This window comes from Pseudomyxococcus flavus (genome assembly GCF_050038885.1).
GTDB classification, from domain to species: Bacteria; Myxococcota; Myxococcia; order Myxococcales; family Myxococcaceae; genus Myxococcus; species Myxococcus flavus.
On the sequence record NZ_CP143624.1, the window covers coordinates 6116151 to 6142429 of the forward strand.

Sequence of the window (26279 nt, forward strand, 5' to 3'; positions counted from 1 at the left end):
GTTTGAGGCGGGGGGCAAGCGGTGGCTATGGGCCGAGAGGGTGGGAAGGGGGTTCGGAGGCACACCCTCGCAATCGTCCTTTACCGGGGACGTATTCTACATTGTAGTAATGTCCCGGCAGTCAGACGAGGTGCGCGTGCCGCCGTTGGAGTCGGAGCGTGGTCGCTCCCAGGAGGTCCCGAGGCTGCCGCTGGCCCTGCTGCGGGCGTGGCTGCCCTACGCGGAGCGGGACGAGGTGATTGCCGAGCTCTCCGCCGAGTTCGTCTCCCGTACATCCCGTGAGGGGGACCGCGCCGCGCGTGCGTGGCTGTGGAGGCAGGTGCTCGGCTCGGTGCCGCCGCTGGTGCGGCGGACGTTCTCTCGCGGTTGGACGGGCTTCGAGCCGGCATCCAGCCGCCTACGCCCAGGAGGCCCCCCTTTGGAAACGCTCATCATGGACCTGCGGTACGCGGTCCGCCGCCTGCGCAAGCGGCCGGGATATGCACTGCTGGCCATCCTCACCCTGGCGCTGGGCGTGGGCGGGACAGCGGCGGCTTTCGGGCTCGTTCGTGGGTTGCTGCTGGCGCCGCTGCCCTATCCCGCGGAGGAGCGGCTCGGGCTGTTCTGGTCGCCGGGGGACTGGTCCGAGCGCGAGTTCCTCCACCTGTCATCCGACTGGTCCGGCTTCAGCGCCGTCGCGGCCTTCCGGACGAAGGAGCTGCCACTGCGCCGAGGCCCACAGGCTTCACCGGAGCTGGTGACGTCGGTGTCGACGACGGCCGCGCTGTTCGACGTCCTCGGCGTCCGCCCGGTGCTGGGCCGTGCCTTCGAGCCGGGAGAGGACCGTCCGGGCGCGGCTCCCGCGGTGGTCATCAGCGACGGCCTCTACACGGACCTCGGGGGACAGCCGACCCTGCTGGGGAGCACGGTGGAGCTCGACGGGACCCCGCACACGGTGGTGGGCGTCATGCCCACGGGCTTCTGGTTCCCCGACCCGACGGTGCGCGCGTGGGTGGTGGAGCCCCTGAACCCGGACGACGGCTCCGGCAACTACGCGCTGGTGGGGCGGCGCGCGCCTGGCGTGGACGGGCCCGCCGTCGATGTGGCGCTGAGGCGCTTCGGTGAGCGGCTCAAGGAGCGCTTCCAGTATCCGGCGGCCTGGGACAAGTCCCGCGCGCCCAGGCTGACGCCGCTGCGCGAGCACCTGCTGGGCCCGCTGGAGGCACCGCTGCTGGCGACGCTCGCGGCCATGGCGGTGTTGCTGCTCATGGCGTGCGCGAACGTCGCGGCGTTGATGCTCGGGCAGGTGGACAGCCGTGCGACAGAGCTGGCCGTGCGCGTGGCGCTGGGGGCGGACCGCCGGAGGATGATGCAGCAACTGCTCGTGGAGTCGCTCCTGCTGGGGATGGGGGCCGCGGGGGTCGGCGCCCTCATCGCGGCGCAGGGCTTCCGGCTGCTGAGCGAGGCCCTGCCGCTGGGGCCTCTCGCGCCACGAGGCGCCCTGGATTGGGGCCTGTTCTTCGCGGCGCTGGTGCTGGCGCTCGTGGCCGCCATGGGGGTGGCCCTGCTGCCGGCGCGCTCGCTGGGAAGGGCCGACCCGCAGCGGGCGCTCGTGAAGTCACGGACGGGCGGTGTGGGCGCGCGCGGCGGGCGGACGGAGGGAGCACTCGTCGTGGGGCAGGTGGCGCTCGCGGTGTTGCTCACCGCCGGAGCGGCGCTGCTGGTGCGCTCGGTCGCGAACCTGCGGGCCATCGACTCTGGCGTGGACACCGGGCGCGTGGCGGTGCTGGACGTGGTGATGGAGGGCAATGTCGAGCAGGAGGCCCGGCCACGGGTGCTGAAGGAGCTGGAGGCCGCCCTCGCGGTGCTTCCGGGTGTGCGCGCGGTGGGCAGCACGCAGAAGCTGCCGCTGCGAGGCGCGGGTGAGGATTGGGGCCTGGAGATCGAGGGCAAGCCGGACCTGCCCGCCTCGACCACCTACGTGCGGCTGGTCTCTCCCGGCTACTTCGAAGCCATTGGCATCCAGCTGGTCGAAGGGCGGCTGCTGCAGGAGAGCGACCGGGAGGACACCGAGCGCGCGGTGGTCATCAACCGTGCGCTCGCGCGGAAATACTTCGCCGGGGAGAACCCCATCGGCCAGCGTATCGACACGGGGCTGGGAGGACTGGAGCGCATCGTCGGCATCGTGGAGGACGTGGCGGAGGCGGGCCTCACCGATGGCGCCGTCCCCGCGCGCTACATGCTCCACGCGCAGGTCTCCAGCATGACGATGACGCGGCAGACCCTGGTGCTGCGCGCGCAGCCGGGGCATGACCCCGCGGCGCTGGTCGATGCGGCACGGAAGCAGATTGCCGTGGCCGCGCCGTCCGTGGCGGTCCAGCGCGGCACCACGCTGGAGGCCGTCTTCGCGCAGGCCATCGGCCCCGCGCGGCAGGTGATGTCGGTGCTCACGTTCCTCACGGCGCTCGCGGTGGTGCTGGGGGCGGTGGGCGTCTATGGCGTCACGTCCCACTTCGTCCGGCGGCGTCAGCGCGACCTGGGCATCTGCATCGCGCTGGGACTGAGGCCTTCGCGCGTGGTGGCGCAGGTGGTGGGGCGCGGCGGGAAGCTGGTGCTGCTCGGGAGCGGGGTGGGCATCCTCGCGGCGCTGGCGTTGGCGCGGCTGCTCTCGTCGTTCCTGTATGGCGTGAGCGCGGTGGACCCGCTGTCACTCGCCGCCGCCACCGTGGGGCTGCTGGCCGTGGGCGTCGTGGCGGCGCTGCTGCCCGCCTGGCGCGCCAGTCGATTGGACCCCGCCGTCGTGTTCCGCGAGGGATAGACTCTCACGCGTCCCCCTTCGTGACTTCGCAAGGAGCCGTGTTCGTGCCGTCCTCAGCCCGCTCGCCGTCCGATGCCCCCCTGGGGACCTTCGAGGAGCAGGTGCTGCTCGCCGTGGTGCGCACCGGGCGCGCTCCGGAGGCGGGAGGCGCCTACGGCATGGCCGTCCGCCGCGAGCTGGAGGAGGTCGCGGGCCGCGAAGTGGCGATTGGCGCGGTGTACGCCACGCTGGACCGGCTCGAAGCCAAGGGACTGGTCTCTTCCGAGCGGGGGCAGGGGGCCGCCAGCCCGTCACGGCGGCTCTTCGCCGTCACGCCCCAGGGCGCGCGCGCGTTGATGGACTCGCGCGAGATGCGCGAGCGGCTGTGGCGTGGCGTGGACCTGCGTCCGCTGCTCACAGGCCGGTGAGCGACGCCCACTCCACCCGAAAGAGCACAGCTTCGTCGGGGGGGGGCCGGGCTCCTGCTCCGTTGGGATGGGCACCTGGGCAAATGCCCGCGTGGGGCAGGGGGCGAATGGTCGCGCCCTCAGGGCTGCATGACGTCCCGGATGAACTGGCTCAGCGCATCGGCCATCTTCTGGTGCGTGGCGAAAGACGGGTGCCAGTCCTCACCGACGCCGTCGACCTCGGGAATCTGCACGGCCATCACGTGGCGGTAGACGCGGGCGTCTCCTTGCTGCTGGCGCTCCGTCACGAGCTCGGTGAGCCAGTCGCCGACATGGACCGAGGTCACCGTGCCGTTCTGCTCGAGCGCCTTGTAGCCGTCCGTCATGCTGCCCATCGTGCAGACAATGTGGGCGCGAGGATGCAGGGCCCGCAGGCGCAAAAGGAACGCACGGTAGGCGGACTTGAACGCCGCTTCATCCGGCAGGTAGGCGTCGGTGCCGCTGCCGGCGAAGGTGTCGTTGGTGCCGGCATTGACGACAATCACGTCGGGCGATTCCTGCGAGAAATCCCAGCTCACGGGATGGTCGGGGACCGCGCGCTCGTAGATCGCGGGGATGAGCCCGGACGTGCCCATGTCCAGGTTGCGGTACACGCCATGGCCCGAATAGCAGATGAGCGAGGGCTCCGCGCCCAGCTGCGCGGCCGTGAGCCAGCCGTAGCTCCGCCGGGGATTCTGGTTCTTCGACGTGTAGGTCGGCGCCACCCACGAGGGCGAGTCGGGGACGAGGGCGACGTCCGTTCCATAGGCGCAGGTGATGGAGTCGCCGACGAACTCCATCCGGAGTCCGGCACGTGCCGGCGGTTCCCGGAGCTCGCCATGGACCTCCAGCGCGACGAGCTCGCTGTGGCCCACCAGGGACTCGGTGCGCCGGGTGAGCTCCACCGTGTGAAGTCCCACTTCGAGCCCGGTGGCGAGCACCTGGGTGGACCGGCCGGCAGGCACGGCGAGCTGCCGCGGTGGCGCGCCGTCAATCACGACATCGAAGAAGTTGGTCCCGACCTCACCGCCCGAGCCCGCGTCGTGGAGCTGCACCCGCAGGGCGTCTCCCCAGAAGCGGGCGCGAATCGTCACGCCGGGATGGGAGAAGACGACGCCGGTGTCCGAGCGGTACGTCCGGCCGATGTACTGCACGCGCGCGTCCGTGGCGGGAACTGTCATCCAGGACAACGGCGCTTCACCGGGACCCGGGGAGGGGACGCCGCTGTCTCCCGCGGTGCCATCGGGTGTGTGTGAGGCTCCCTTGCATGCGCTCAGGGCCAGGCCCACTCCCAGGCAGGCCACCACGAGTCCTCGGCTCAAGACGGCCATGAATCCATGCGCGGCATGCAGGGGCGTCGTCATGGTTACCGTGGATATCGCAATTCGGTCGCCCTGGCTCCGGTGAAGCAAGCCTGTCGTTGGCGACGGACAGGCCCGGGGGGCACGGCCTCAGGGGCTGCGGGCGTGTGCCTGCCGCGCGGCCTGGAGCGTGTTCGCCAGCAGCATGGTGATGGTCATCGGTCCCACGCCGCCGGGCACCGGGGTGATGGCGCTGGCAATCGGCAGGAGGGCCTCGTAGTCCACGTCGCCGACCATCCGGTAGCCGCGCGGCGAGCGCTCGTCGGGGACGCGGTTCTGCCCCACGTCGATGACGACGACGCCCGGCTTCACCATGTCCGCGGTGATGAGGTTCTGCTTGCCCACCGCGACGATGAGGATGTCCGCCTGCCGGGTGAAGGAGGCCAGGTCCTGCGTGTGGCGGTGGGTGAGGGTGACGGTGGCGTCCGGGCCCGGGGCCATCAGCAGCGAGGCCAGCGGCTTGCTGACGATGAGGCTTCGCCCCACGATGACCACGTGCTTGCCGCGGGTGGCGATGCCCTCGCGCCGGAGCATCTCCATGATGCCGGCGGGCGTGCAGGGCACGAAGGCCCGCGGGTCGCCGACGAAGGCGAGCCCGGCGTTCACCGGGTGGAATCCGTCCACGTCCTTCTCGGGATGGATGTGCTCCAGCACGGCCTTGTACGGCAGGTGGGCGGGCAGCGGGAGCTGCACCAGGATGCCGTGGACGGACGGGTCGTTGTTCAGCCGGTCGATGACGGCGAACAGCTCCTCCTTCGAGACGTCCTCGGGCAGCGTCAGCGTCTGACCGCGCATCCCCAGGGCCTCGCACGCCCGCGTCTTGCTCGCGACATAGGCCTGGCTCGCGGGGTTGTTGCCCACCAGCACCACGGAGAGCCCCGGTGTCACGCCCTGGGCCTGGAGGGCCGCGACTTCCTGCGCCATCTCCGCCCGCATCACCCGGCTGATTTCGGTTCCATCAAGGGTCCGCGCCATGCGCGGCTTCTTACGCCAGATTCCCCAGGTTGGCGCACCGCTTCTTCAGGGCGCCCACCCAGGACGGGGGCTGGCCGCACGCTCCAGTCGTACCCCGGGGGCCCTGGATTCGCCGGGAGCGAAAATGCATGGGCGTGCGCGCACTCGGGGTTCCGGCGGCGAAAGAAAAGGCAAGGGACGGCGCAACGCCGCGCCTGCTTCGCATCCGGGAGAGACCCATGACGTCCATGCACTGTCGTGTTGCCACCACTCAGCGAGAGCTCGACGACGCGGTTCGCGTCCGCTGGGCCGTCTTCGGCGGAGAGCTGGGGTTGATGACCGGGTGGATTCCCCCGTCGCGGCGCGAGGTGAGCTGCTTCGACACGCTGGAGACCACCGTGCACCTCGTCGTCTACGCGGACCGGGAGCCGGTGGCCACCTTGCGGCTGCTGCTGCCGAACCCGGAGGTGGCGGACGCCATGGGCGGCCTTCTGGGCCTCGAGCTGGAGCAGAAGCTCGACCTGTCGGACGTGGTGCGCCCGGGCATGGTGCTCGCGGAGACGTCCCGCTTCTGTGTGCTGGACCGCTGGAGACACTCCGAGGCGGTGACCTGGCTGCACGCGGGCATCTACGAGGAGAGCCGTCGCCGCGGGGTGACGCACTGGATTGCCTCCGCGAACCTGGACACGGACTCGAAGGAGGACGCGCTCCTGTCGTGCCAGGTGGCGGCCTACCGGGGCTGGATGAGCACGCGCTGGCGCGTGGACGCACCCGACCCGGTGGAGGCGCCCGCCATCCCCAGCAGTCCTTTCTACACGCCCATGGAGCGGATGCGGGCGGAGCAGGGGCTGCTGGACGGGCTGCGGCTGCCGCGGGCGCCGACGCTCTTCGCCCGGAAGATGGGGGCCCGCTTCATCGCCGAGCCCCTCTACGACGCGAGCTTCCGCCGGTTCACCCTGCCGCTCATCGCCGCGCTGGATGAGATTCCCGCCAGCACCCTGGCCCGCTTCAACGCGCTGGCCACCCCCATGCGCTCCGCTGCCTAGGCCGCGAGCGCACCTTCCTTCCCTTCAACTTCAACTCGCAGCAACCGGGAACCGACAGGGCCCGGAACAGGAGACGTCCGTGTACACGCAAACGGAGCAGCAGGTGGGAATCGACTGGGTGTCGGTGCTAGAGCAGGAGGGCAAGGCGCTGGTGGCGGCGCTGGATGCACACCCCGACGCGAGGCGCCTCTTCGACGGCACCATCGACACCGAGGGCTATATCCACTACCTCATCCAGACCTACCACTACGCGCGCTGGAGCACCCCGATGCTGGCGGAGGCGGGGCACCGGCTGAAGCGGCAGGGGCGGCTCCCGCACCTGGCGGAGCTGCTCATCCAGAAGGCTGGCGAGGAGAAGGGCCACGAGAAGTGGCTGCTGTCGGACCTGAAGAACCTGGGCTGCTCCGAGGCGCGCGTCGAGGCCGCGGCGCGGACCCCCGCCGTGGATGCCTACACCGGTTGGAACTTCTTCACGTCCCGCTCCGGTGTGCCGACGGCCGTGCTCGGCACGGCGTACGTGCTGGAGTACCTGTCCCAGGCGCGCGCGAGCGGCGTGGTGGAGCGGCTGTTCGAGGTGGACGCCATTCCGAACATCCGCAAGTCCGTCACCTTCCTGCGCAGCCATGGCGCCCTGGATGGCGACCACGTGGCGGAGATGGAGAGCGTGCTGCGGACGCTGACGGACCGGGAGGACCAGGCGGCCGTCATCTTCTCCGCGCGGGCCACGCGCTGCATCTATCCGGGCATCTTCCGCGAGGCGTGAGCGACCGCATACCTCGCCGGTGGTAGAGACAGTCCCAAGCGCGCAGGCGATTCTCCCATGCGAACCAGGGGCCGCGAAGTGGGAGACGTCTTCATGCGCTACATCACCCAAATCCATCTCGAAGGCGGAGCGCTGCACGAACACATCGTCCGCCTTCGCTGGAAGGAGGGGAACACGGTGGGCGAAGCCAGCCGCGAGGAGCTGGTCCAGTGGGTCAGGAATGGCGGGGACGCACGGGTGGAGACCCGGCCGAGGGACGTGAAGGTCGAGGTCATCGACGCCCGGCCGCCGTACCTGCGGACGAAGGCCAACGGCATCCTCACGGACAACCTGCTGGAGCTGCCGCGCTTCTGAGCGGTGCGACGGGCTTCATCGGCGCGGATGGGCTCGCGGAGGTGGCGCACGAGCCCGTCCTGGCGCACGTCACACGGGCTTGTTGAGGTGGGCCGCCTGGTAGAGGAAGTCCGCTCGGCTATCGACCTTGAGCCGGGCGAAGATGTCCCGCACGTGGGTCTTCACCGTGTCCTCGGACAGCTTGAACTCGGCTGCGATGTCCTGGTTGGACCAGTTGCGGAGCATGCCCCGGGCGATCTCGACCTGACGCGGGGTGAGCTCGATGCGCATGACCTCGGGCAGGGGAATGGACACGGGAATCTCGTTCATCATGAGGGCCCACTGGCGTGGACCGTCCGCCTCGGGCAGCTCCACGAAGCGCACCACGCGGTAGGCGTCTCCATGGAGCGAAATCCAAGGGTTGAGCCCCAGCCTCGCGTCCTCGTTCCGGTGGAGCAGCTCCTCCAGGCGCTCGAGGAGCACGTTCGGGACGCCCGAGGAATGAAGGTCGCTGGGGGTGAACCACTGCTCCAGCAGGGTGGCGGCCCTCGGCGAGCGGAACACCTCGCGTGAGGGCGGAGTGAGGATGAGGAACGCGGAGCCGGGCCGGTTGTACAGCTCCTCCAGCAGGCGGGCCCCCGTCGACACCGTCTGCAGTTCTCGGCAGTTGCGGACCGCGTTGAGCAGGTGCGGCGTGAGGCTGGTCAGCAGGGCCGCGTCCTGCTCGGTGAAGGGCCGCCGGCGGTCCCGGTACAGCGTGAAGGCGCCGAAGTAGCCTGGCAGCACCGGCAGCAGGACGGCCATGACGTGCTCCAGGCTCAGGTCCAGCTCCTTGCTGCGCTGGTAGAGCGCGCTTTGCTCCAACTCCCGACGGGAGAGCATCTCCGAGTCACGGAGGACCACGTTGGGCCGGGCGAAGATGGGGGCCCGCACGAAGTCGGACTCGACCCATTTGGAATACTCATCCAGGAGGGCGAGGCGGTGACCGGGCACCAGCCATTGAAAGTCGACGATGGGGCCCAGGGTGATGAGACACAGGCCCACATAGTCCGCGGGGGTCAGCTCGAGCAGGGGCGCCCGGGCGGCTTCCAGGGCCTTGGGAAGGGACAAGGTGCTGTTGAGGGCCGCGATGACCCTGTCACGGAGGACGAATTCATGCGAGCTGAGGTTCATTGGCGCGAGCTTCCTTCCTGCCTGGTCAGGCAACCCTGCGGGTCCGTCTGTCTGTCAGGCCATTGAATAGGCTCGGGCTGAAAGTCTGTCCCTCACCCCCCGGTGGTAGGCCCCTCGCTTGACTCCAGGCTCCCTCTCCCGCCGGTTGTCTTGCAAGGGGTTGTCGCGAGGCGTTGGTCAGACGCGGTAGGTGCCCGCGGCGGCTTCCATATGCCGCGCCACGTCACGCAGCCTGTCGGTGCTCCGCTGTGTGCTCTGCATGCCCGCGAGCGTCTCTTCCATCATCCGGGACAGGTCCGTGACGGCGGTGAAGATCTGCGCCACGCCCGCGTTCTGCTGGGTCACTGCGGTGGCAATCTGCTGCGCGGCGTTGGCGTTGTCCTGGATGATGCTGGCCAGCTCGCGCAGGCTGTCGCCGCTGGCGCGCACCTGCGCCAGGCCCGACTCGGTGCGCCGCTGTCCCTCTTCCGACAAGGCGGCGGTGGCGCGGATGGCGCGCTGGACGTCCTCCAGGATTTCCCGGACGCGGCCGGTGGAGCTGATGGACTGGTCCGCCAGGCTGCGGATTTCACGGGCCACCACCCCGAAGCCCTTGCCGTGCTCCCCCGAGCGCGCCGACTCGATGGCCGCGTTGAGCGCCAGCATGTTGGACTGGTCCGCCAGGTCCTTCACCGTCTGCGTAATCCCGCCAATCTGGCGCGTGCGCTCCTCCAGCGCGGAGATGCTGGTGGCCACCCGCCCCACCTGCTCCCGGAGCTGCTCGAAGCCCTGGAGGCTGGCGCTGACCGTGGCCTCGCCCGCGGAGCCCACCTCGCGGGCGCGGGTGGTGACGCCGAGCACCTCCTGGGAGCGCTCCGCCGCCATCAGCGAGGTCTGCTTGATTTCCTGCGCCGTCACCTGCGTCTCCTGGAGGGCGGTGGCCTGGCGGGACAGGTTGCGCTCCTGCTGGGAGGTGGCCTGGGTCAGCTCCTCCACCGTCTGACCGAGCACGCGCGTTCCTTGCTGGAGGCTGGCGGTGGACTCCCTCAGGTGGCTCATCATGCTGGAGAAGGACGCGGCCAGCTTCCCGACCTCGTCCTGCCGGGCGGGCACCTCCACGTGCTGGGTCAGGTCGCCTTCGCGCACGATGCGGCCCACGACCTCGCTGAGCGTGGAGATGGGACGCGTCACGCTCCGGGCCAGCCACCAGGAGCCCACCATGCTCGCAAGGAGGGAGAGGGCCGTCAGGACGAAGGCGACGGTGGTCCCCCGGCGCAGCGGCGCGTAGGCCTCCTCGGGCGCGACGGTGGCCACGAAGCGCCAGCCGTCACCCACGTCGACCTCCGTCCTATCGTCCAGGGCCTCGATGCGCAGCGCGTTGGTGGCGCGCGGTGCGTTCTCCCCACGTGAGTCGAACAGCGGCGTGCCGTCCGCGGTGAGCACCTCCAGCGCGAAGCTCGGCTGGCCTCGGTTATGCGCGCGCGTCAGGGCGTCCGCGACCTCCGCGCCGACGTGGCCCCAGTCATAGGCGGCCAGCAGGACGCCGATGCGCGATTGGCTGATGGGGCTGATGACCGGCACCGCGAAGGGCAGCACCCGCTTCTGGAAGAAGGGGTCCACGCGCGCGAGGGAGTGTCCGTCCAGCCGATTCTCCAGCGCGCCCTGGAACCAGCTCGTCTCCCGCACCTCGGCGGCGCGGTCGAGGAAGGCCGCGCGCACCTCCGGGCTGCTGGCGGAGAGCACCCGCCCGTCCTCGGAGAAGAGCGCCAGTCCGGCGAAGGTCGCGTGCCGCTTCTGGAGCGAGGCCAGCACCGCGTCGCTCTTCTCGAAGGTGTCGAACAGCAGCGCGCCGCGCAGGATGGCGTCCTCCGCCCAGCTGCGCGCGTTGCCCTCGCGTTCGGTGAGCGCCGCCTCCACCAGCTCTCTCAGGCCCTCCGCCTCCGACCGGAGCGTGGCGTCAATCTGCTCGCGCAGGGCGTCTTCGGTGAAGACCTTCACGAAGAGGTTCATGGGCGCCAGGGCGCCGATGACCAGCAGGAACATGGCCAGGGTGAGGCGGGTGCGCAGCGTCATTCCGTCAAGGAAATGCATGGGAGATCGAGCCAGCAGGTGGTTCAGAGGGCCAGCAGGGAGACGCCGACGGAGAGCGCGCCAATGGTCCGGCCGCCGTCACGGACGGGGAAGGAAATCTGGAGGACGAAGGACTGCGAGGACTCGTCGAAGCTGGGCTTCTCTCGCAGCACCGTTCCGTTCTTGAAGGGCTCCGTGAACTTGGCCTCGTCACCTTGCCAGTAGTTGGACGTGCGGCGGGTGGAGCCCACCAGCGCTCCCTGGTTGTCCATCACGAAGGCCTCGGCGACGGCGCCCTTCAGTTCCTTCAGGTGTTGGTTCAGCACGCGGGAGCACGGGCTGCTCAGCACCTTCTCCTTGAAGGGGGTGAGGGCCGGGGTCGCCATCCAGGCCTTGTCCTGCTCCTCGATGGTGGCCCGGGACGCGCGGCGGGCGTTCTGCTCACGGACGGCCTGGATGACCCTGGGGTCCAGCGCCATCTGCTGGAGCTGGGGAATCAGCCGGTCCACCTTCTTCATCTGGGCGACGCCGTCCGCGGGCATCTGCGCCAGCAGCACGACCACCAATCCGAACCACGACATCCGCACCTCATCCCCCGACGCAGGGGCACCGGGCCGGGTGCCACCGCTTGCGCCGTGCTCGTGAAGGCACTGTGACACAGGCCTCGGCGTGAATACAAAACCGCTGATCCGTCTGGACCCGTCGACAGGACGCCTGGCCACACTCCCCGACGAAGTCAACGTTGACTCGCAAGGCAGCACATCGCCTTCTCAGGGCGGTGGGCATGCGGCATTGCCGAGTTGGAGTGTTTTCATTGTTTTGACTTGGAACGCCGCGAGGCGTGTCGCGCGACACGGATTCGCTGTGAGCCGCCCGTGACACCCTCAGGAATCTGAAAGGGTGGGGTGGCGAAGGCGGGGTTTTCAGGCATTTCGTTGGTGCTTCCCGGAACGCAGGGATTGGCATCCTCATTGCTCGAACGCGGAGCCTCATTCCAGGGGAACCGCTCATCGATGGATTCGAATCACTTGCGCCTGCTCTTCTCCCGGGCCCTGCGGGCCTCGCCCGGTGCGCCCCGCGCCCGTGTGAAGGGTTGTCTGTCTGTTGCGGAATTGTCACGCATGACGCCTCCGGGCCTCGTTCCGCCCGAGGCCGTCACCGGCCCCAACGACGTACCGTCGTCATCGCCGCTCTTCGCGCGAGGGGGCCACAATGCCTGTCAGCGCGCGCGCCGTGACGACCTCCTCGCCGCGACACGCGGTGATGCCGTGGAGGCCACGTCCATCCAGGCCCTGGTTCGGCTGCGTGACGCATTGGACCTGCACGGCGCGGACGCGTCGCTCGTGAGCGCGCTGGACGAGCTGATGCACACAGGCGGCAGTACCCGCCAGACGTGGCGGCACGGCGCGGCGCCCGGACTGCCGAAGGTGGAGCCGCTGCCGCCGCGCTCCCTGTTCGCGGTGGCGCTGGACAACGCCGTGGAGGGCTGCGTGCGCGAGACGTTCGGCGCGCTGGTGTCACGGCATCAGGCGCTTCATGCCCGGGATGGCGGGGTTCGCGCCTTCATGGCGCGCGTCGCCGAGGACGAGACGCGCCACGCGGAGCTGTTCTGGAAGGTGGACCACTGGGCGCAGGCGCGGCTCTCCGCGGGGGAGCGGGACGTGCTCCGGCTGGCGAAGCAGCGTGCGTCGGAGGCGCTGCGCGCGGAGGTCGCCGAGCCGGTGAGCCCCGTGTTCGTCTCCGAGGCGGGGCTGCCTCCACCCGAGGTCGCGGTGGCGCTGGTGGACACGCTTGCCCGCGAGCTGTGGGCCTGAGTCCCGGGCGGTGCGGGCCCCCTTGCGGAGCAGGCCGCCCGTCCGGCTGCCTGGAGTGACGGAGGCCCGGCTTCCGGGCATCCAGCCAACGGACCGGGCGAGGCCGTGGCCTCGCTGTTAGTGTCCGGGACGGGAGCGCCGCCGCGGTGAGATGAACACGGGGCTCCGGAAGGGAAGAAGAGCCGAAGATGAGTCAGCCGTCAGAAGCCGTCCTTCGCGTGGAGCCGCTCGGCGGAATGCCGTGGCGCACGCCAGACCCGTTCCTCTTCTGCGTCCACCACGACGACAAGTACCCCCTGGGGAACGAGCGGCTGGGGCCGGCCGCCTCGCTCGCGGGCCGCAACATCGGCCAGGACTTCGAGGGGCGGGACGGCTGGAACATGTACCACGGCTCCGTGGTGCCCGGCTTCCCGCAGCACCCGCATCGCGGGTTCGAGACCGTCACCGTGGTGCGCCGCGGGTTGCTGGACCACTCGGATTCCCTCGGCGCGGCGGCCCGCTTCGGCGGGGGCGACGTGCAGTGGCTGACCGCGGGCGCGGGCATCAATCACTCGGAGATGTTCCCGCTGCTGAAGCGTGACCAGCCCAACCCGGTGGAGCTGTTCCAGCTCTGGCTCAACCTGCCGCGAGCGAACAAGCTGGTGGAGCCGCACTTCTCCATGCTCTGGCGTCACGTCATCCCCCGGCACGTCGCGAAGGACGCGGAGGGCCGCACCACCGAGGTCACCGTGGTGGCGGGCGCGCTGGGGGACCTGAAGGCGCCTCCGCCTCCGCCGAAGTCCTGGGCGGCCCAGGCGGAGTCGGACGTGGCCATCTGGACGCTCAAGCTGGCCCCGGGCGCGCGGTGGACGCTGCCCGCGGCGGCGCATGGCAGCAACCGGATGCTGTACTTCTTCCTCGGCTCCGGCATTCGCGTGGCGGGCCACGCGATTCCGCCCTCGCACAGCATCGACCTGCGCGCGGACGTGGCGGTGGAGCTGGAGAACGGGGCGGACGAGGCGGAGCTGCTGCTCCTGCAAGGGCGGCCCATTGGCGAGCCCGTCGTCCAGTACGGCCCGTTCGTGATGAACTCACGGCAGGAAATCCAGCAGGCCTTCGCGGACTACCAGCGCACCGGCTTCGGTGGCTGGCCGTGGCCGAGCAACGACCCTGTCCACCCGCGCGAGGAGGGCCGCTTCGCCCGGCACGCGGATGGGCGCATCGAGCGGCCGGCCTGAACGCGGGTCCGGCCGCCCGGCCCATCAGGCGCCCCCGTCAGCGCAGTGGCCTGACGGGAGCGCGCCATGGGGGTCGCAGGCTCCGCCGTCCGCATCGAGCCAGGACGCGCACTGCAGCGCGGAGCCCGCCCCGCGGTAGGAGGTCTGCTTGACGTGGACGTGCGTGGCTGGCCGCGGGGCAGGCGCGCGGCTGGCTTGGGAGCCGCGTGGTTGAATGCGTGGGCCGTGTGGCACTCGCCGCCGTTGCTGACCTCAGAGGCGAGGCGGGCGGGCGCGGGCGGCGGACAACACCCCCGCCAGCAGCACCACGAGGGTGCCCGCGAGCGGCACCACGAGCAGTCCCACACGCAGGCCCAATGCATCAGCGACGAGCCCGACGATGGGTGGGGAGGCGAGGAACCCCAGGCGCATCAGCCAGCTGACCACGGTGAGGCCGGTGCCCGCGCGCAGGCCCGGTAGCTCGTCGGCGCCGTGCATGGCGGCGGGAACCAGGGTCGCCACGCCGAACCCGGCGCACGCGAAGCCGGCGATGGTTCCCGGCACTGACGGAAACAGCAGCGCCGCGCTCATGCCCAGCGCAGTGGTCGCCCCTCCGGCGCGGGCAACCGCCCGCTGGCCGAAGCGGTCGACGAGCCCATCGCCCAGCAGCCGCCCGATGAACTGCGCGCCCACCAGCGCCACGAAACCGAACGAGGCGACAGCGGCCTCCGCGCCCAGGGTGCCGGACAGGTAGACGGCGGCCCACGTCATCCCGGCGTCCTCGACCATGATCCCGCCACACGCAATCAGGACGAGCGCGCCGATGATGAGCCACACGTGCCCAGGGCCCGCCGCGCCTCGCTGGGCCGGCGTACGGTCCTTCTGCGCGTCAGCCTCGGCGGGCTCGCCCGGGGTGGTGGGCTCCGGCCCAGGAAGCGCGAAGCGCAGGGCCGTCAGCGCGACGGCGGCGAAGAGCAGGGCGGAGAGGCTCAGGTGGATGCCCCGTGGCAGGTCGAGCCCGGCGGCGAGTCCTCCCATGAGACCTCCCACGACGGCGCCGATGCTCCAGACGGCATGGAAGCCATTGAGGATGGACCGGCCATAGAGCCGCTGGACGCGCAGCCCGTGTGAGTTCTGCGCCACGTCGGTGATGGCGTCCAGGCCGCCCGCACAGAAGAGCGCGGCGGCGAGCATGCCCCAGGACTGCGCCAGCCCCGCGAGGAGCACGCCCAGGCTCGTGAGCAGCGTGCCGGCGACCGCGACGCGTGAGGAGCGGAACCGGCGGACGAGTGAGCCCGCGGAGAGCCCGGCCATCAGGGCCCCGCAGGGGAACGCCGCGACCGCGAGCCCGAACTCCGCATTGCTGAGGCCGAGGTCGGCCTTGAGCTGGGGGTAGCGTGGCAGCAGGTTGGCGAAGATGGCACCGTTGGTGAGGAACATCGCCGCGACGGCGGCGCGTGCCGCGCGGTACTGGGGGAGCACCTGCAGCGGGGAGGTGGTGGTCATCGGGGAGCTATGTCAGAGGGAGAGAAGGCGGCGTACGGCGTCGCGGGTGGCCGCGCGCCCGCGCGGGGTCGGGTCCAGGCTGACGTGAATGAACAGCCCTTCAATCAGGGCATCGAGCTCGTGCGCCATCCGGGCGCTCACGAGCCGTTCGAGCGCCGCGCGGCTCCGGTGCATCCAGTCGTGGGTGATGTGCCGGAACGCGGGCTGACGCGCGGCGAGCGTGTAGAGCTCCAGCGTGAGCACGAGGTCGTCCGGGCCGGCACTGAGGTCATCGTGCACGATGTGGACGACCGCGGAGACCAGCGCCTCGAGGTCGGCCGCCGCTTCGATTCGCGCGGTGAAGCGCTCGCTCATGCGCAGGGCGAAGCGGGTGAAGGCCTCACGCAGCAGCTCGTCCATGCTGGTGAAGTGATAGGTCATGGAGCCCAGCGGCACTCCGGCGCGCTCGGCGACGCGGCGGTGTGAGGTGCCAGCGACGCCGCCCTCGGCGATGACCGAGAGGGCCGCATCGATGATTCGGTCGCGTCGGTCGGGGTCGTGCCGGCGGGTCATGTGTACGAACGTACATATCGGCCGAACACAGGACAAGGCCCGGTCGATTCCCGTGGCCGTTGCCTCCTCGCCCGCTGGAACGGAGCGGCTGGTTGGGGCCTACGCGCGTTGCTTCGCCGCGGTGGCTCCGCCGCCGCGCGCCTTGGCGGGCTTCGGGGTGCTTGCCGCGGACGAGGAGGCTGCCCGTTTGACAGGTGCCCTGGCGTCCGCCTTCGCGAAGGCCCGAAGCGCATCCTTGCCGTTCCACCGGGCGGTGGCATCGCGGCTGTCGCCGAGCTTCGCCGCCAGCTCCCGGGCCGCGCCGCGCAGGGCGGGGCTGCGCCTGCTTCCAATGGCGCGCAGGGCCCAGTTCACCGCCTTCTTGGCGAAATTGCGCGCGTCGGTGGATTCGCGCTCGATGAGGGGAAGCGCCTCGAGGAAGCGCGCGTCCTCGGCTGCCTTGTCGTGCACCGCGAGCGAGGCGAGCAGCGCGAAGGCCGCGCGCTTGATGAACTCGTCGCGGTGGCTGGACCACGCGTGGACCCGGTTCCAGGCATGCGGGCTGCGGACCCAGAGCGCGAAGCAGAGCGTGTCGCAGACGGCCCAGTTGTCGAAGTCACGGCACCACCGGTTCATCTCGGTGAGGGTGACCTGGCTCGCCTCCCCGACATACGCGCAGAGCAGACGCGCCTCGTAGACGCCCGTCTTCCACAGGGCCGCGGTCAGCGGATGGTCTCTTCCGAGCTTGCGGGCGAGTGCCTGGACGTCCCGCATCGCCACGCCCAGCGCGTGGTCCGCTGGAATCCCGAACCGGGCGAGCCCCTGGCGCGTGGCGGGGTTCGCGAGGCGTCTGAGCTCCACCAGGGCCTCCTGCGCCCGGGCCTCGGCGTCCGCGGCAGGGGCACGGGGCGCGGCGGTCTTCTTCGTCGGCATGCGTATCTCCCACCGCGCGCCCTAACACACCTGGCCTCAGGCTGGGCCTGAGGCTGCACCGGACGATTCCGAATTTTCATTCACGTGTGTGCGCTCCACCATCGGCGCTTCGTTCCACACTTCGAATCCGGGCGCTGTCGCATGCCTACCGTCGACCTCGTCTCCTCCACCTCCATCCTGCTCTCGCTCCTGACCGCCGCCGTCTTCGTCCTGGCGGGAACCGTCAAAGGCGTGGTGGGGCTGGGACTGCCCACCATCGCCATGGCGCTGTTGGCCTTGCTGATGCCCCCAGCGGAGGCCGCGGCCTTGCTGGTCGTGCCCTCGCTGGCCACCAATGTCTGGCAGCTCCAGCCATGGCGGACACTGGGCCCGATGCTGCGGCGTCTGGCGCAGATGCAGTCCGGCACCTGCCTGGGCACGCTGGCGGGAGCATGGGCGCTGGGGGCGCCTGTCGGGGCATGGGCCATGGTGTCGCTCGGCGCGGCCCTGGTCGCCTACGCGGCCTGGGGACTCAGTGGGGCCCGGCTCGTGGTGGGCTCCCAGGCCGAGCGGCGCCTGGGGTTTCCAGTGGGCGTGGCCACGGGCTTCGTGACCGCGGCCACGGGCGTCTTCGTCGTCCCCGCGGTCCCGTATCTGCAAGCCCTGGGCTTCGAACGTGAGGAATTGCTCCAGGCCATGGGCATTTCGTTCACGGTGTCCACGGTGGCCCTGGCGGCGGGGCTCTACCTCAACGCTCGCTACTCTGGCGCCGCGCTGAGCCTGTCCTTCGTGATGCTGCTGCCGGCGTGGGGCGGGATGCAGTTGGGGCAGTGGCTTCGCCAGAAGCTCTCCCCCGTCGTGTTCCGCAGGTGCTTCCTGGCCAGCCTGGCCCTGCTCGGCGTCCACATGATGGCGCGTGAGCTCTTGCTGGGGTGAGGGCCCCCGTGCCACGGGCGCCGGGCAAACGCCATGAAAGTGTCACCGCCCGCACAGTGAGGCGTAACCGGGTTGTCATTCTCGGCCCACACCATGTCGGCTTCCGAGACACACCAGGGAGTGCTCATGCAATGGAAGTCCGAGAATGAAGTGCGCCGGGCGGGACGTTCGTGGCGGCGCGGGCGGTGGTTGCCGGTGGCGTGGCTTGCGGCCACCGCGCTGACCGCGTGCGGCGGGGACGACGACGAGGAAATCCCGGACCCGCCCGAGCAGGGGGCGCCGCTGGACCTGACCATCCTGCACATCAATGACCATCACTCCCACCTGGCGTCGGACAGCATCTCCCTGAACGTGACCAACGCCGCGGGTGAGACCGTGTCCGCCGACGTCGACGCCGCCGGGTTCGCGCGCGTCACCCGGGCGATGAGCGAGCTGGCCACCGGCAAGGCGAACGTCCTCAAGCTGCACGCGGGGGATGCCCTCACCGGCACGCTGTATTTCAACCGCGCGGGGGCGATTGGCGAGGCCGACGCCGCGATGATGAACACCGTGTGCTTCGACGCCTTCACGTTGGGCAACCACGAGTTCGACAAGGGCGACACCGAGCTGAAGAACTTCATCGACCGGCTGCACGCCGGCTCGTGCCAGACGCCCGTCATCAGCGCCAACGTCTCCTTCGGAGCGGACTCCGCGCTGAACCCCTCCCGGGCGCCGGGCTACGTCGAGCCCTTCACCGTGGTCGAGCGCGGGGGCCAGAAGATTGGAATCGTCGGGCTGACGATTGCCGGCAAGACGAAGGAGTCCTCCAGTCCCGACCCGGACACCACCTTCGAGGGCGAGGTCCCGGCCGCCCAGCGGGCCATCGACGCGCTGCGGGCCGAAGGCGTCAACAAGGTCATCGTGATGAGCCACATCGGCTACGAGCTCGACCGGACCATCATCCCGCAGCTGAGTGGCGTGGACGTGGTCATCGGCGGTGATTCTCACACCCTGCTGGGCCCGGCCGCCATGGAGGACCTCAACGTGGGTTCGCCCGCGGGGCCCTACGGCGAGCCGCTGCGCAACCGCGATGGCGAGACGGTCTGCATCGCCCAGGCGTGGCAGTACTCGCGGGTTGTCGGAGAGCTGAACGTCCGCTTCGATGCCGATGGCGTGGTGACGTCCTGCGGCGGTACGCCGCACGTGCTCATCGGCGACCAGTTCTCCATCGACGGTACTCCCGTCTCCGCCGAGGACAATGCCGCGATGCTCGCCAGCGCCACGGCCAGCGGCTTCCTGCGCGTGACTCAGCCCGATGCGACGGCTGCCCAGGTGCTGGCCCCGTTCCAGACGCGGGTCCAGGAGTACAGCCAGCAGGTCGTGGCGGTGGCCTCCGACGAGCTCTGCAACCGCCGCGTGCCCGGCAGTGTGGACCGCAGCCGTTCCAGTGTGAGCTGCAACGCCCTGGGCGAGGTCGATGCCCGCGGTGGTGACATCCAGCAGCTGGTCGCCCAGGCCTACCTGGAGGTGGCGAACGCGGACTACGGCGGTGCGGACATCACCCTCCAGAGCGGTGGTGGTGTGCGCCGTCCCCTGCATGGGCAGGTGACCGCGGCCGATGTCATCGAGGTGCTGCCCTTCGGCAACATGCTCTTCCGGCTGGACGTCACCGGAGCGGAGGTGAAGTCCATGATCGAGGACGGCCTGCACGCCACCTTCCGGGAAGGCGGGACCACGGGGCCCTATCCGTACACGGGCGGCCTGCGCTTCGACGTCAACGCGACCCAGCCTCGCGGCCAGCGCGCCAGCAACCTGGAGGTCCTGGACCAGACGACGGGCCAGTGGAACGCCGTCAACCCGACGGCGACCTACCGCCTGTTCGTGCTCAGCTTCAACGCCACGGGCGGTGACGGCTACGAGACGCTGGCCAATGTGCCGGCGGAGCGCCGCTCCGATATCGGCGTGCTCGATGCCGACGTCCTCCAGACGTACATCGACCGCGTGTCCGAGCGTGAGCCCGGCACGAACCTGCCCGTCCTCCGCAAGGTGGACGCGTCGCTCTACAGCACGAAGTCGTTCATCGAGTAGGACGCCACCCGTCTCCGCCGCGGCTACGTTGCCGCGGCGGCCGACGTTCGCGGAGCAACCAAGGTGCCGCGTCGTCACGGTGTGCTCGCCTGGTGCACGGGCGGGTGTCGCCGATGGCGCATGGCCCATTCACTTCGAGCGCTCCGCCGGTCTCTGGCTGGACATGCGGGCGCCATGACGGGGGACACGCTCGACCTGGCGGCGAGCATGAGGGCATGCCCTGGTCCGGGACTTCGAGCCCGCCTCTGCATTCTCGTTTCTGCGTGCTCAGCCTCCGGAGGAACCCTGTCCGGGCGGAGCCCACCGCCCGCGAGGAGCCCTCCATGAATACATCCATTCCATCGCAAATGAAGGCCGCCGCCATCGACCGTTTCGGTGGTCCCGAGGTCCTCGGCTTGAAGACGGTGACGGTGCCCCAGGTGGGGCCCGGCGAGGTCCTCATCAAGGTGGAGACGGCGGGCGTCGGCATCTGGGATTCCGCCGAGCGCGAGGGTGAGATGGAGGCGATGAAGCCACGCAAGTCGTCCTTCCCCTATGTGCTCGGCACGGATGGCGCGGGCACGGTGGTGGCCGTGGGGGAGGGCGTGAAGACGCGCAAGGTGGGCGACCGGGTCTATGCCTCCGGCTTCCTCAACGACAAAGGGGGCTTCTATGCCGAGTACGCCGTCGTGAAGGCGGAGGACACCGCGCCCGTCCCGAAGGGCCTGAGCGCGGAACAAGCGGGCGTCCTGGCCGCGGACGGCATCACGGCGCTCCAGGGCGTGGAGGACGCGCTCAAGGTCCGCGAGGGAATGACGCTGCTGGTGTACGGCGCGAGTGGTGGCGTGGGCCACCTGGCGGTGCAGCTCGCGCGGCGGCTGGGGGCTCGGGTGGTGGCGGTGGCCTCGGGCCCGGATGGCGTGGACCTGGTGAAGCGGCTAGGCGCGGAGAAGGTGGTGGACGGGCGTGGGGAGCCCAACGAGGTGGCGAAGGCCGTCCGGGACTTCGCGCCGGACGGGCTCGACGCGGCGCTCGTGCTGGCCGGGGGCGAGGGCGCCAACCAATCACTGGAGGCCGTGAAGAAGGGAGGCCACATCGCGTTCCCCAACGGGGTCGAGCCAGAGCCCCAGCGTCGGGATGGCGTCCAGGTGACGTCGTACAACGGCGAGTCGAGCGCAGACGTGCTGGCGCGCCTCAACACGCTCATCGAGGCGGGGCCCTTCCACGTCGAGGTGTTCCAGGTGTACCGGCTGGACGAGGCGCAACGCGCGCTGGAGGCCGTGAGCAAGCATCACCTCGGAAAGCTGGCGCTGCGCATCCATTGAGCCGCGGCGAGGTGCCGGGGGATGGGGCGCCCTGTCCAGTCCCGTTTCGGGCTGGACGGGAGCCGCCGGAGTTCGTGCCTGGCCTCCCGGCGGGCCATCCTTCCGGGCGCAGGGTGGGGTTCGGAGTTAGACTCCGCGGATGAACTCCAGCCCATCCAGCCGCTCGTCCGTCGTCGTGGCGGAGCTGGGGCCCACGAACACGGGAAAGACGTACCGGGCCATCGAACGCATGCTCGAGCACGGCTCGGGCATCATGGGGTTTCCACTTCGCCTGCTCGCCCGGGAAGTCTACGACCGGGTGACCGCACGGGTGGGCGAGGGCCGGGTCGCCTTGATGACGGGAGAGGAGAAGCGCCTCCCTCCGCGGCCCGACTACTGGATATGCACGGTCGAGGCGATGCCGACCGACCGCGTGGTCGACTTCGTGGCCGTGGACGAAATCCAGCTCGCCGCGCACCGCGAGCGGGGGCACGTCTTCACGGACCGGCTGCTCCACGCGCGGGGCCGCAAGGAGACCTGGTTCCTGGGCGCGGACACGATGCGGCCCATGGTCCAGTCGCTGATTCCCCACGCGACGGTGAAGCGCGCCACCCGCCTGTCCCAGCTCCGCTACGCCGGGCAGCGCTCGCTCAAGAGTCTGCCGCCGCGCTCGGCCGTGGTCGCCTTCTCCGCGGACCGCGTGTACGAGCTCGCGGAGTCGCTGCGCCGCCTTCGGGGCGGTGTCGCCGTTGTCCTCGGCGCGCTGTCACCCCGGACGCGCAACGCCCAGGTGGCGATGTACCAGTCCGGAGAGGTTCAGTACCTGGTGGCCACCGACGCCATTGGCATGGGGCTGAACCTGGACCTCAACCACGTGGCCTTCGCGGCGCTCTCCAAGTTCGACGGCGCGGAGCAGCGGGACCTCTTTCCGGACGAGCTGGCCCAGATTGCGGGCCGCGCCGGGCGTCACCTGAACGACGGCAGCTTCGGCACCCTGAACACGCTGCCGGAGTTGCCGCAGCGGGTCGTCTCCGCCATCGAGACGCACCGGTTTCCGGCGGTTCGCCGCCTCGTCTGGCGCAATGCCGCGCTCGACTTCTCCAGCCCCGAGGCCCTTCTGGATTCGCTGGTGCGTGCCCCGGGCCACGACGCCTTCAGCCGGGTGGAGCGCGCGGATGACTTCGACGCGCTCAAGGAGCTCTCGCGCGTTCCGGCCATCCAGGAACTGGCCACCGGACGGCCCATGGTCGAGCTGCTGTGGCAGGTCTGCCAGATTCCAGACTTCCGCAAGGGCCTCTTTGGCCAGCATGTCGCCTTGCTGCGCGAGACGTTCCTCCAGCTGACCGCGGGGGATGGGCGGCTGGACCCCGTCTGGCTCTCCCGGCAGGTCACTCCGCTCGATGACGTCTCGGGTGACATCCACACGTTGATGGACCGGCTGGCGGCCATCCGCATCTGGACGTACATCAGCCATCGACCGGGCTGGCTGCAGGACGCCGAGCACTGGCAGGAGCGGACCCGGAGCATCGAGGACGCGCTGGGGGATGCCCTGCACGAGCGGCTCGTCGAGCGCTTCGTGCAGCGGGCTGCGCGCAGGAGTGCGCGGCGCTTCGTGCGGGCCGTCGCGAAGTCGCCTTCCGGGTCGGACAGCCCCTTCGCCAAGCTGGGGCTCCTGCTGGGGGATGTGCCGGGCTCGGAGGGCGCCGCGCTGACGGAAGAGCAGTTCGTCCAGCAGGTGGTCGACGCGACACACGATGCCTTCGAGGTGGATGCGTTGGGAAACATCGCCTTCGATGGCCAACCCCTGGCCCGGCTCGTTCGCGGCAAGGACCGGCGCTCACCGCAGCTCGCGTTGGCGGAGCCAGAGGTCTGGACGGGCGGCGCCCGGCAGCGGCTCGAGCGGAGGTTGCTGGCGCTGGCGCGGGACCTCGTCGCCGAGGCGATGGGCGGCTTCCCCGCCGAGGCCGTGGCTGGCGCGGACCCCTCCGCGGCGACGCGTGGACTCGCCTACCGCCTGTCCGAGGGCCTGGGGGTGATTCCCCAGGGCGAGGCCCGTGAGCAGTGGCGGCTCCTGGGTGAGGAGGCGCGCGCGCGCATGAGCGCACAGGGGCTCTGTGAGGGGCACCGCTTCTTCTACGTCGCCGAGGCGCTCGCGCCGCAGGCCCTGGAGCGGCGCTGCATGCTGACGTCGTTGTTCCAGCAGCGTCCGGCCCCCAAGGGGGTACCTCGCGAGCCCGTCCTCCATGTGTCGGAGGTGGGGGGCCAGGATGCGCGGGCCTTTGGTTACGAGGTGCTCGGGAGCGTCGCCCTGCGCGCCGACATCGTGGAGCGGCTCTGTACCGCCTTGCATCACCCCCACGGAGCGCGGCAGGTGCACGCGCTGATGCAGGAGCTGCGGCTGGAGGGAGGCGTGCGCGCCAGGGTGCTGCGCGAGCTGGGCGGGCCAGCGGGCGGCGCCCCGCCGAAGCGGCGCAGGCGCCGTCGCGGCGGGAAGGCGACGGGCGCGGACAGGAACGCCTCCGGGAGGCCCGCGTCCCAGGCAGGCTCGCACCTGAACGCCCAGCGAAGCGCGGCGGCCGAGGGGGAGAGCCGCACTCCTGGCGGCGGGGCCGGACCGAGTCACTGAGCGCTCCGCATCTCGGGTGTGACGGTGAAGGAACGGAGGCGAAGCCGTATGCCATTGCGGACCAGGACAAGGGCACCAGTCCCCAGGGAACGGGCCAGTGGTTCCGCCAGAACTTCCCGACCCTGCGGTACGTGGAGGCGGGCCCCCGGAGACGAACAGCTTCACGTCGCTCTTCCGCGGGATGTATCAGAACGACTCGACGGGCGGCGGGCGTCCCGTCATCCAACTCGTCGAATCCGCCGTGGTGCCGCTGAACCAGTGGTCGTGGGTGAACACCCACGTGCGCACCAGTCACGGCGCACTGGGGGCTGGCTATCCCGTGGTGCCCCAGAACCCCTCCTCCACGCGCAATACGAGCGGGGTGAAGGAAGGCGACACCCCGAGCTGGTTCTACTTCCTGCCCAACGGCCTGCAGAACGCCGAGGAGCCGACCTGGGGGGCTGGGGCGGTCGCTTCCGACTGGACGCTGGCCAGCACTACATCGACGGGGAGGACACGCACTGGTCGTCGACGGGCAACTCCGACTTCAGCACGCGGCGCAAGTGGACGGTGGCTCGCTGGCGCGAGGCCTACCAGAACGACTTCGCGGCGCGCCTGGACTGGTGCGTGGCGACGACCTACGCCGCGGCGAACCACGCGCCGGTGGCTGCGTTCCGGAACGATACCAGCCGGCAGATGGTCCACCTCACCGCTGCGTCCGGCAGCACGGTGAGTCTGAGCGCCATTGGCTCTTCGGGCCCGGATGGTGACGTGCTGAGCTACCAGTGGTTCCAGTACCGCGAGGCGGGAACCCACGCAGGGGCGGTGAGCCTGAGCGGAAGCACGGCCCGGGATGCGAGCTTCGTCGCGCCAACGGTGAGTGCTCCGGCGACCGTGCACATCATCCTCGCCGTGCGAGACGACGGCAGCCCCCGGCTGACGAGCTACCGCCGCGTGGTGGTGACCGTCACGCCTTCCGGAGCCGGTGCGGGCCCCGTGGGGCACTGGGCGCTCGACGAGGGCAGTGGTGGCACCACCGCGGATGCCACGGCCCACGGCGTTACGGGCACGCTGGTCAATGGTCCGGTGTGGACGGCGGGCAAGCAGGGCAGCGCCGTCGAGCTCGACGGGACGGATGATCGCATCGACCTGGGCAACCCGAGCCACCTGCAGCTCACGGGGGCGATGACGGTGTCCGCCTGGGTCTGGGTGGATGCCTTCGCGGAGAACGGGCGCATCATCAACAAGCAGGGTGGGAGCACCAACCGGGGCTGGTCGTTGAACGTGGAGTCCGGCGGCTACGCCTCGTTCCAGGTCGCGAGCAGCGCCACCAGCCTGGTGCTCGTGGATGGCACCGCGCTGCCCACCGGCCAGTGGGTTCATCTGGCCGGGACCTATGAGCCTGGGGTCGCGCTGCGGCTCTACGTGAACGGCGTGCCCGGCTCGCAGCGGAACTCGACGCTGAACGTGGCCATCGGCAACCGTCCCGTGGGAGGTACGCCCTTCAACGGAAGGATTGACGAGGTCCGCGTCTACAACCGCGTGCTCACCCCCGCGGAGCTGCGGCAGCTCTGAGGTCCTCGTCTTCATCAAGGCGCGTCTCCCGCCACGAGACGGGGGACGCGCAGGAGCCCGGCTTCAGCGAGGGGCCTCACCGTCAGGGGCGGGCCTTGCGAGGAAGTGCTCTCGCATGAAGGCGAGGTAGGTGTCCTCGGACGTCTCTCGCCGCAGCTTCACCAGCGGTTTGATGCCGTCGGTCGCCACGTAGCGCAAGCGGTCGCTCGCGTCGGTGGCGGCGGTGTAGATGACCTCGGCGACGCTTTCGGAGGTGGCCTTGGAGCGGGCTTCGCGGAGCGAGGCGGAGACGCGCTCGGTCTCGCGCGCGAAGGCGGCATAGCGCGGCGGGATGGTGCCCTGGGCCGCTTCCTGGGCGCTACGCGAGACGAACTGGGAGTCCAGGACGCCACCGGGCTCGACAATCTTCATGCGCACGTTCTGCGAGGTGAGCTCGTACGCGAGCGCTTCCGAGAACCCCTCGAGCGCGAACTTGCTCGCGCAGTAGAGGGAAATCATCGGCAGGGTGAAGACCCCGGCGCCCGAGCTCACGTTCACGAACGTGCCTCCGCCGCGTCGCGCGAAGTGTGGCAGCGTGGCCCGAATCACATCCATGACGCCGAAAACGTTCACCTCGAACTGCTCGAGAATCTTCTCGCGTGGCGTCGACTCGAAGATGCCGTGGAGCCCGAAGCCCGCGTTGTTGACCACGACATCCAGGCCGCCAAAACGCTCGACGGCGGCCGTCAAGGCGGCGTCGATGCTCGCGCGCTCTTGAACGTCGAGCCGGGTCACGAGGACGCCGGGCCGCTTCGCGAGCTCCGCGCCCGCGGCAGGGGTGCGCATGGTGGCGACGACATTCCACCCCTGGGCCGCGAAGTGCAGCGCGGCGGCGCGCCCGAAACCCGAGGAGCAACCGGTGATGAGGACTGTTTTCTTCATGCGGCAAAAACTAGGAGCCTGCGGCCGCCGCC

The 26279-nt window shown here is 70.3% G+C and carries 21 protein-coding genes and 1 pseudogene; 13 read left to right on the forward strand and 9 right to left on the reverse strand.

Annotation, left to right across the window (positions count from 1 at the left end; all coding sequences use genetic code 11):
* The first annotated feature begins 109 nt into the window (after positions 1-109).
* Together VZL07_RS25845 and VZL07_RS25850 are read left to right on the forward strand one after the other, a co-directional pair.
* Positions 110-2797 (forward strand): ADOP family duplicated permease, encoded by a 2688-nt coding sequence (locus VZL07_RS25845; RefSeq protein WP_426750348.1) that lies wholly within the window; start codon positions 110-112, stop codon positions 2795-2797.
* A gap of 44 nt (positions 2798-2841) precedes the next feature.
* Complete coding sequence (locus VZL07_RS25850) at positions 2842-3204, forward strand: PadR family transcriptional regulator (RefSeq protein WP_426750349.1); 363 nt, start codon at positions 2842-2844, stop codon at positions 3202-3204.
* Between the two features lie 119 nt (positions 3205-3323).
* Here VZL07_RS25850 and VZL07_RS25855 read toward each other — a convergent pair whose 3' ends face one another.
* Together VZL07_RS25855 and folD are read right to left on the reverse strand one after the other, a co-directional pair.
* The gene (locus VZL07_RS25855) at positions 3324-4403 is read right to left on the reverse strand and encodes an SGNH/GDSL hydrolase family protein (protein ID WP_426750350.1); all 1080 of its coding nucleotides are present in this window, start codon (positions 4401-4403) and stop codon (positions 3324-3326) included.
* 270 nt (positions 4404-4673) lie between these two features.
* Positions 4674-5558 (reverse strand): bifunctional methylenetetrahydrofolate dehydrogenase/methenyltetrahydrofolate cyclohydrolase FolD, encoded by an 885-nt coding sequence (gene folD, locus VZL07_RS25860; RefSeq protein WP_426750351.1) that lies wholly within the window; start codon positions 5556-5558, stop codon positions 4674-4676.
* Between the two features lie 218 nt (positions 5559-5776).
* On the opposite strand from folD, the gene VZL07_RS25865 reads away from it, so the two are divergent.
* From VZL07_RS25865 to VZL07_RS25875, 3 genes are all read left to right on the forward strand, one after another.
* Positions 5777-6583 (forward strand): GNAT family N-acetyltransferase, encoded by an 807-nt coding sequence (locus VZL07_RS25865; protein WP_426750352.1) that lies wholly within the window; start codon positions 5777-5779, stop codon positions 6581-6583.
* A gap of 79 nt (positions 6584-6662) precedes the next feature.
* Entirely contained in the window at positions 6663-7346 is a 684-nt protein-coding gene (locus VZL07_RS25870) for an iron-containing redox enzyme family protein (protein WP_426750354.1), read from the forward strand.
* 57 nt (positions 7347-7403) lie between these two features.
* Complete coding sequence (locus VZL07_RS25875; RefSeq protein ID WP_426750355.1) at positions 7404-7700, forward strand: DUF3892 domain-containing protein; 297 nt, start codon at positions 7404-7406, stop codon at positions 7698-7700.
* A 69-nt stretch (positions 7701-7769) separates the two neighbouring features.
* Here VZL07_RS25875 and VZL07_RS25880 read toward each other — a convergent pair whose 3' ends face one another.
* The 3 genes from VZL07_RS25880 to VZL07_RS25890 form a co-directional block, all read right to left on the reverse strand.
* Complete coding sequence (locus VZL07_RS25880; protein WP_426750356.1) at positions 7770-8852, reverse strand: response regulator transcription factor; 1083 nt, start codon at positions 8850-8852, stop codon at positions 7770-7772.
* Between the two features lie 177 nt (positions 8853-9029).
* Entirely contained in the window at positions 9030-10922 is a 1893-nt protein-coding gene (locus VZL07_RS25885; protein WP_426750358.1) for a methyl-accepting chemotaxis protein, read from the reverse strand.
* A 23-nt stretch (positions 10923-10945) separates the two neighbouring features.
* Complete coding sequence (locus VZL07_RS25890; protein WP_426750359.1) at positions 10946-11482, reverse strand: PDC sensor domain-containing protein; 537 nt, start codon at positions 11480-11482, stop codon at positions 10946-10948.
* A gap of 540 nt (positions 11483-12022) precedes the next feature.
* Between VZL07_RS25890 and VZL07_RS25895 the strand changes: the two genes are divergently transcribed.
* Positions 12023-12715 (forward strand): hypothetical protein, encoded by a 693-nt coding sequence (locus VZL07_RS25895; protein WP_426750360.1) that lies wholly within the window; start codon positions 12023-12025, stop codon positions 12713-12715.
* A 188-nt stretch (positions 12716-12903) separates the two neighbouring features.
* The gene (locus VZL07_RS25900; protein ID WP_426750361.1) at positions 12904-13932 is read left to right on the forward strand and encodes a pirin family protein; all 1029 of its coding nucleotides are present in this window, start codon (positions 12904-12906) and stop codon (positions 13930-13932) included.
* A gap of 252 nt (positions 13933-14184) precedes the next feature.
* On the opposite strand, the gene VZL07_RS25905 is transcribed toward VZL07_RS25900, so the two are convergent.
* The 3 genes from VZL07_RS25905 to VZL07_RS25915 form a co-directional block, all read right to left on the reverse strand.
* The gene (locus VZL07_RS25905) at positions 14185-15417 is read right to left on the reverse strand and encodes an MFS transporter (RefSeq protein ID WP_426750362.1); all 1233 of its coding nucleotides are present in this window, start codon (positions 15415-15417) and stop codon (positions 14185-14187) included.
* Positions 15418-15429: 12 nt separating this feature from the next.
* Complete coding sequence (locus tag VZL07_RS25910) at positions 15430-15969, reverse strand: TetR/AcrR family transcriptional regulator (RefSeq protein WP_426750363.1); 540 nt, start codon at positions 15967-15969, stop codon at positions 15430-15432.
* Between the two features lie 99 nt (positions 15970-16068).
* Positions 16069-16881 (reverse strand): DNA alkylation repair protein, encoded by an 813-nt coding sequence (locus VZL07_RS25915; RefSeq protein ID WP_426750364.1) that lies wholly within the window; start codon positions 16879-16881, stop codon positions 16069-16071.
* 141 nt (positions 16882-17022) lie between these two features.
* Here VZL07_RS25915 and VZL07_RS25920 point away from each other — a divergent pair, with 141 nt between their 5' ends.
* From VZL07_RS25920 to VZL07_RS25945, 6 genes and pseudogenes are all read left to right on the forward strand, one after another.
* On the forward strand, positions 17023-17796 hold the full coding sequence (locus VZL07_RS25920; protein ID WP_426750365.1) for a sulfite exporter TauE/SafE family protein: 774 nt from the start codon (positions 17023-17025) through the stop codon (positions 17794-17796).
* Between the two features lie 126 nt (positions 17797-17922).
* On the forward strand, positions 17923-19863 hold the full coding sequence (locus VZL07_RS25925; protein ID WP_426750366.1) for a bifunctional metallophosphatase/5'-nucleotidase: 1941 nt from the start codon (positions 17923-17925) through the stop codon (positions 19861-19863).
* A 323-nt stretch (positions 19864-20186) separates the two neighbouring features.
* Entirely contained in the window at positions 20187-21167 is a 981-nt protein-coding gene (locus VZL07_RS25930; protein ID WP_426750367.1) for an NADP-dependent oxidoreductase, read from the forward strand.
* A gap of 139 nt (positions 21168-21306) precedes the next feature.
* Positions 21307-23772: a helicase-related protein gene (locus tag VZL07_RS25935; RefSeq protein WP_426750368.1), complete on the forward strand. Its 2466-nt coding sequence runs from the start codon at positions 21307-21309 to the stop codon at positions 23770-23772.
* A gap of 181 nt (positions 23773-23953) precedes the next feature.
* Positions 23954-24202: pseudogene (locus VZL07_RS25940) on the forward strand (nucleoside hydrolase-like domain-containing protein); the annotation flags it as partial.
* A gap of 119 nt (positions 24203-24321) precedes the next feature.
* Positions 24322-25326, forward strand: a complete 1005-nt coding sequence (locus VZL07_RS25945) for a LamG-like jellyroll fold domain-containing protein (protein WP_426750370.1) — start codon at positions 24322-24324, stop codon at positions 25324-25326.
* A 63-nt stretch (positions 25327-25389) separates the two neighbouring features.
* Here VZL07_RS25945 and VZL07_RS25950 read toward each other — a convergent pair whose 3' ends face one another.
* On the reverse strand, positions 25390-26247 hold the full coding sequence (locus VZL07_RS25950; protein WP_426750371.1) for an SDR family oxidoreductase: 858 nt from the start codon (positions 26245-26247) through the stop codon (positions 25390-25392).
* Positions 26248-26279: the final 32 nt, after the last annotated feature.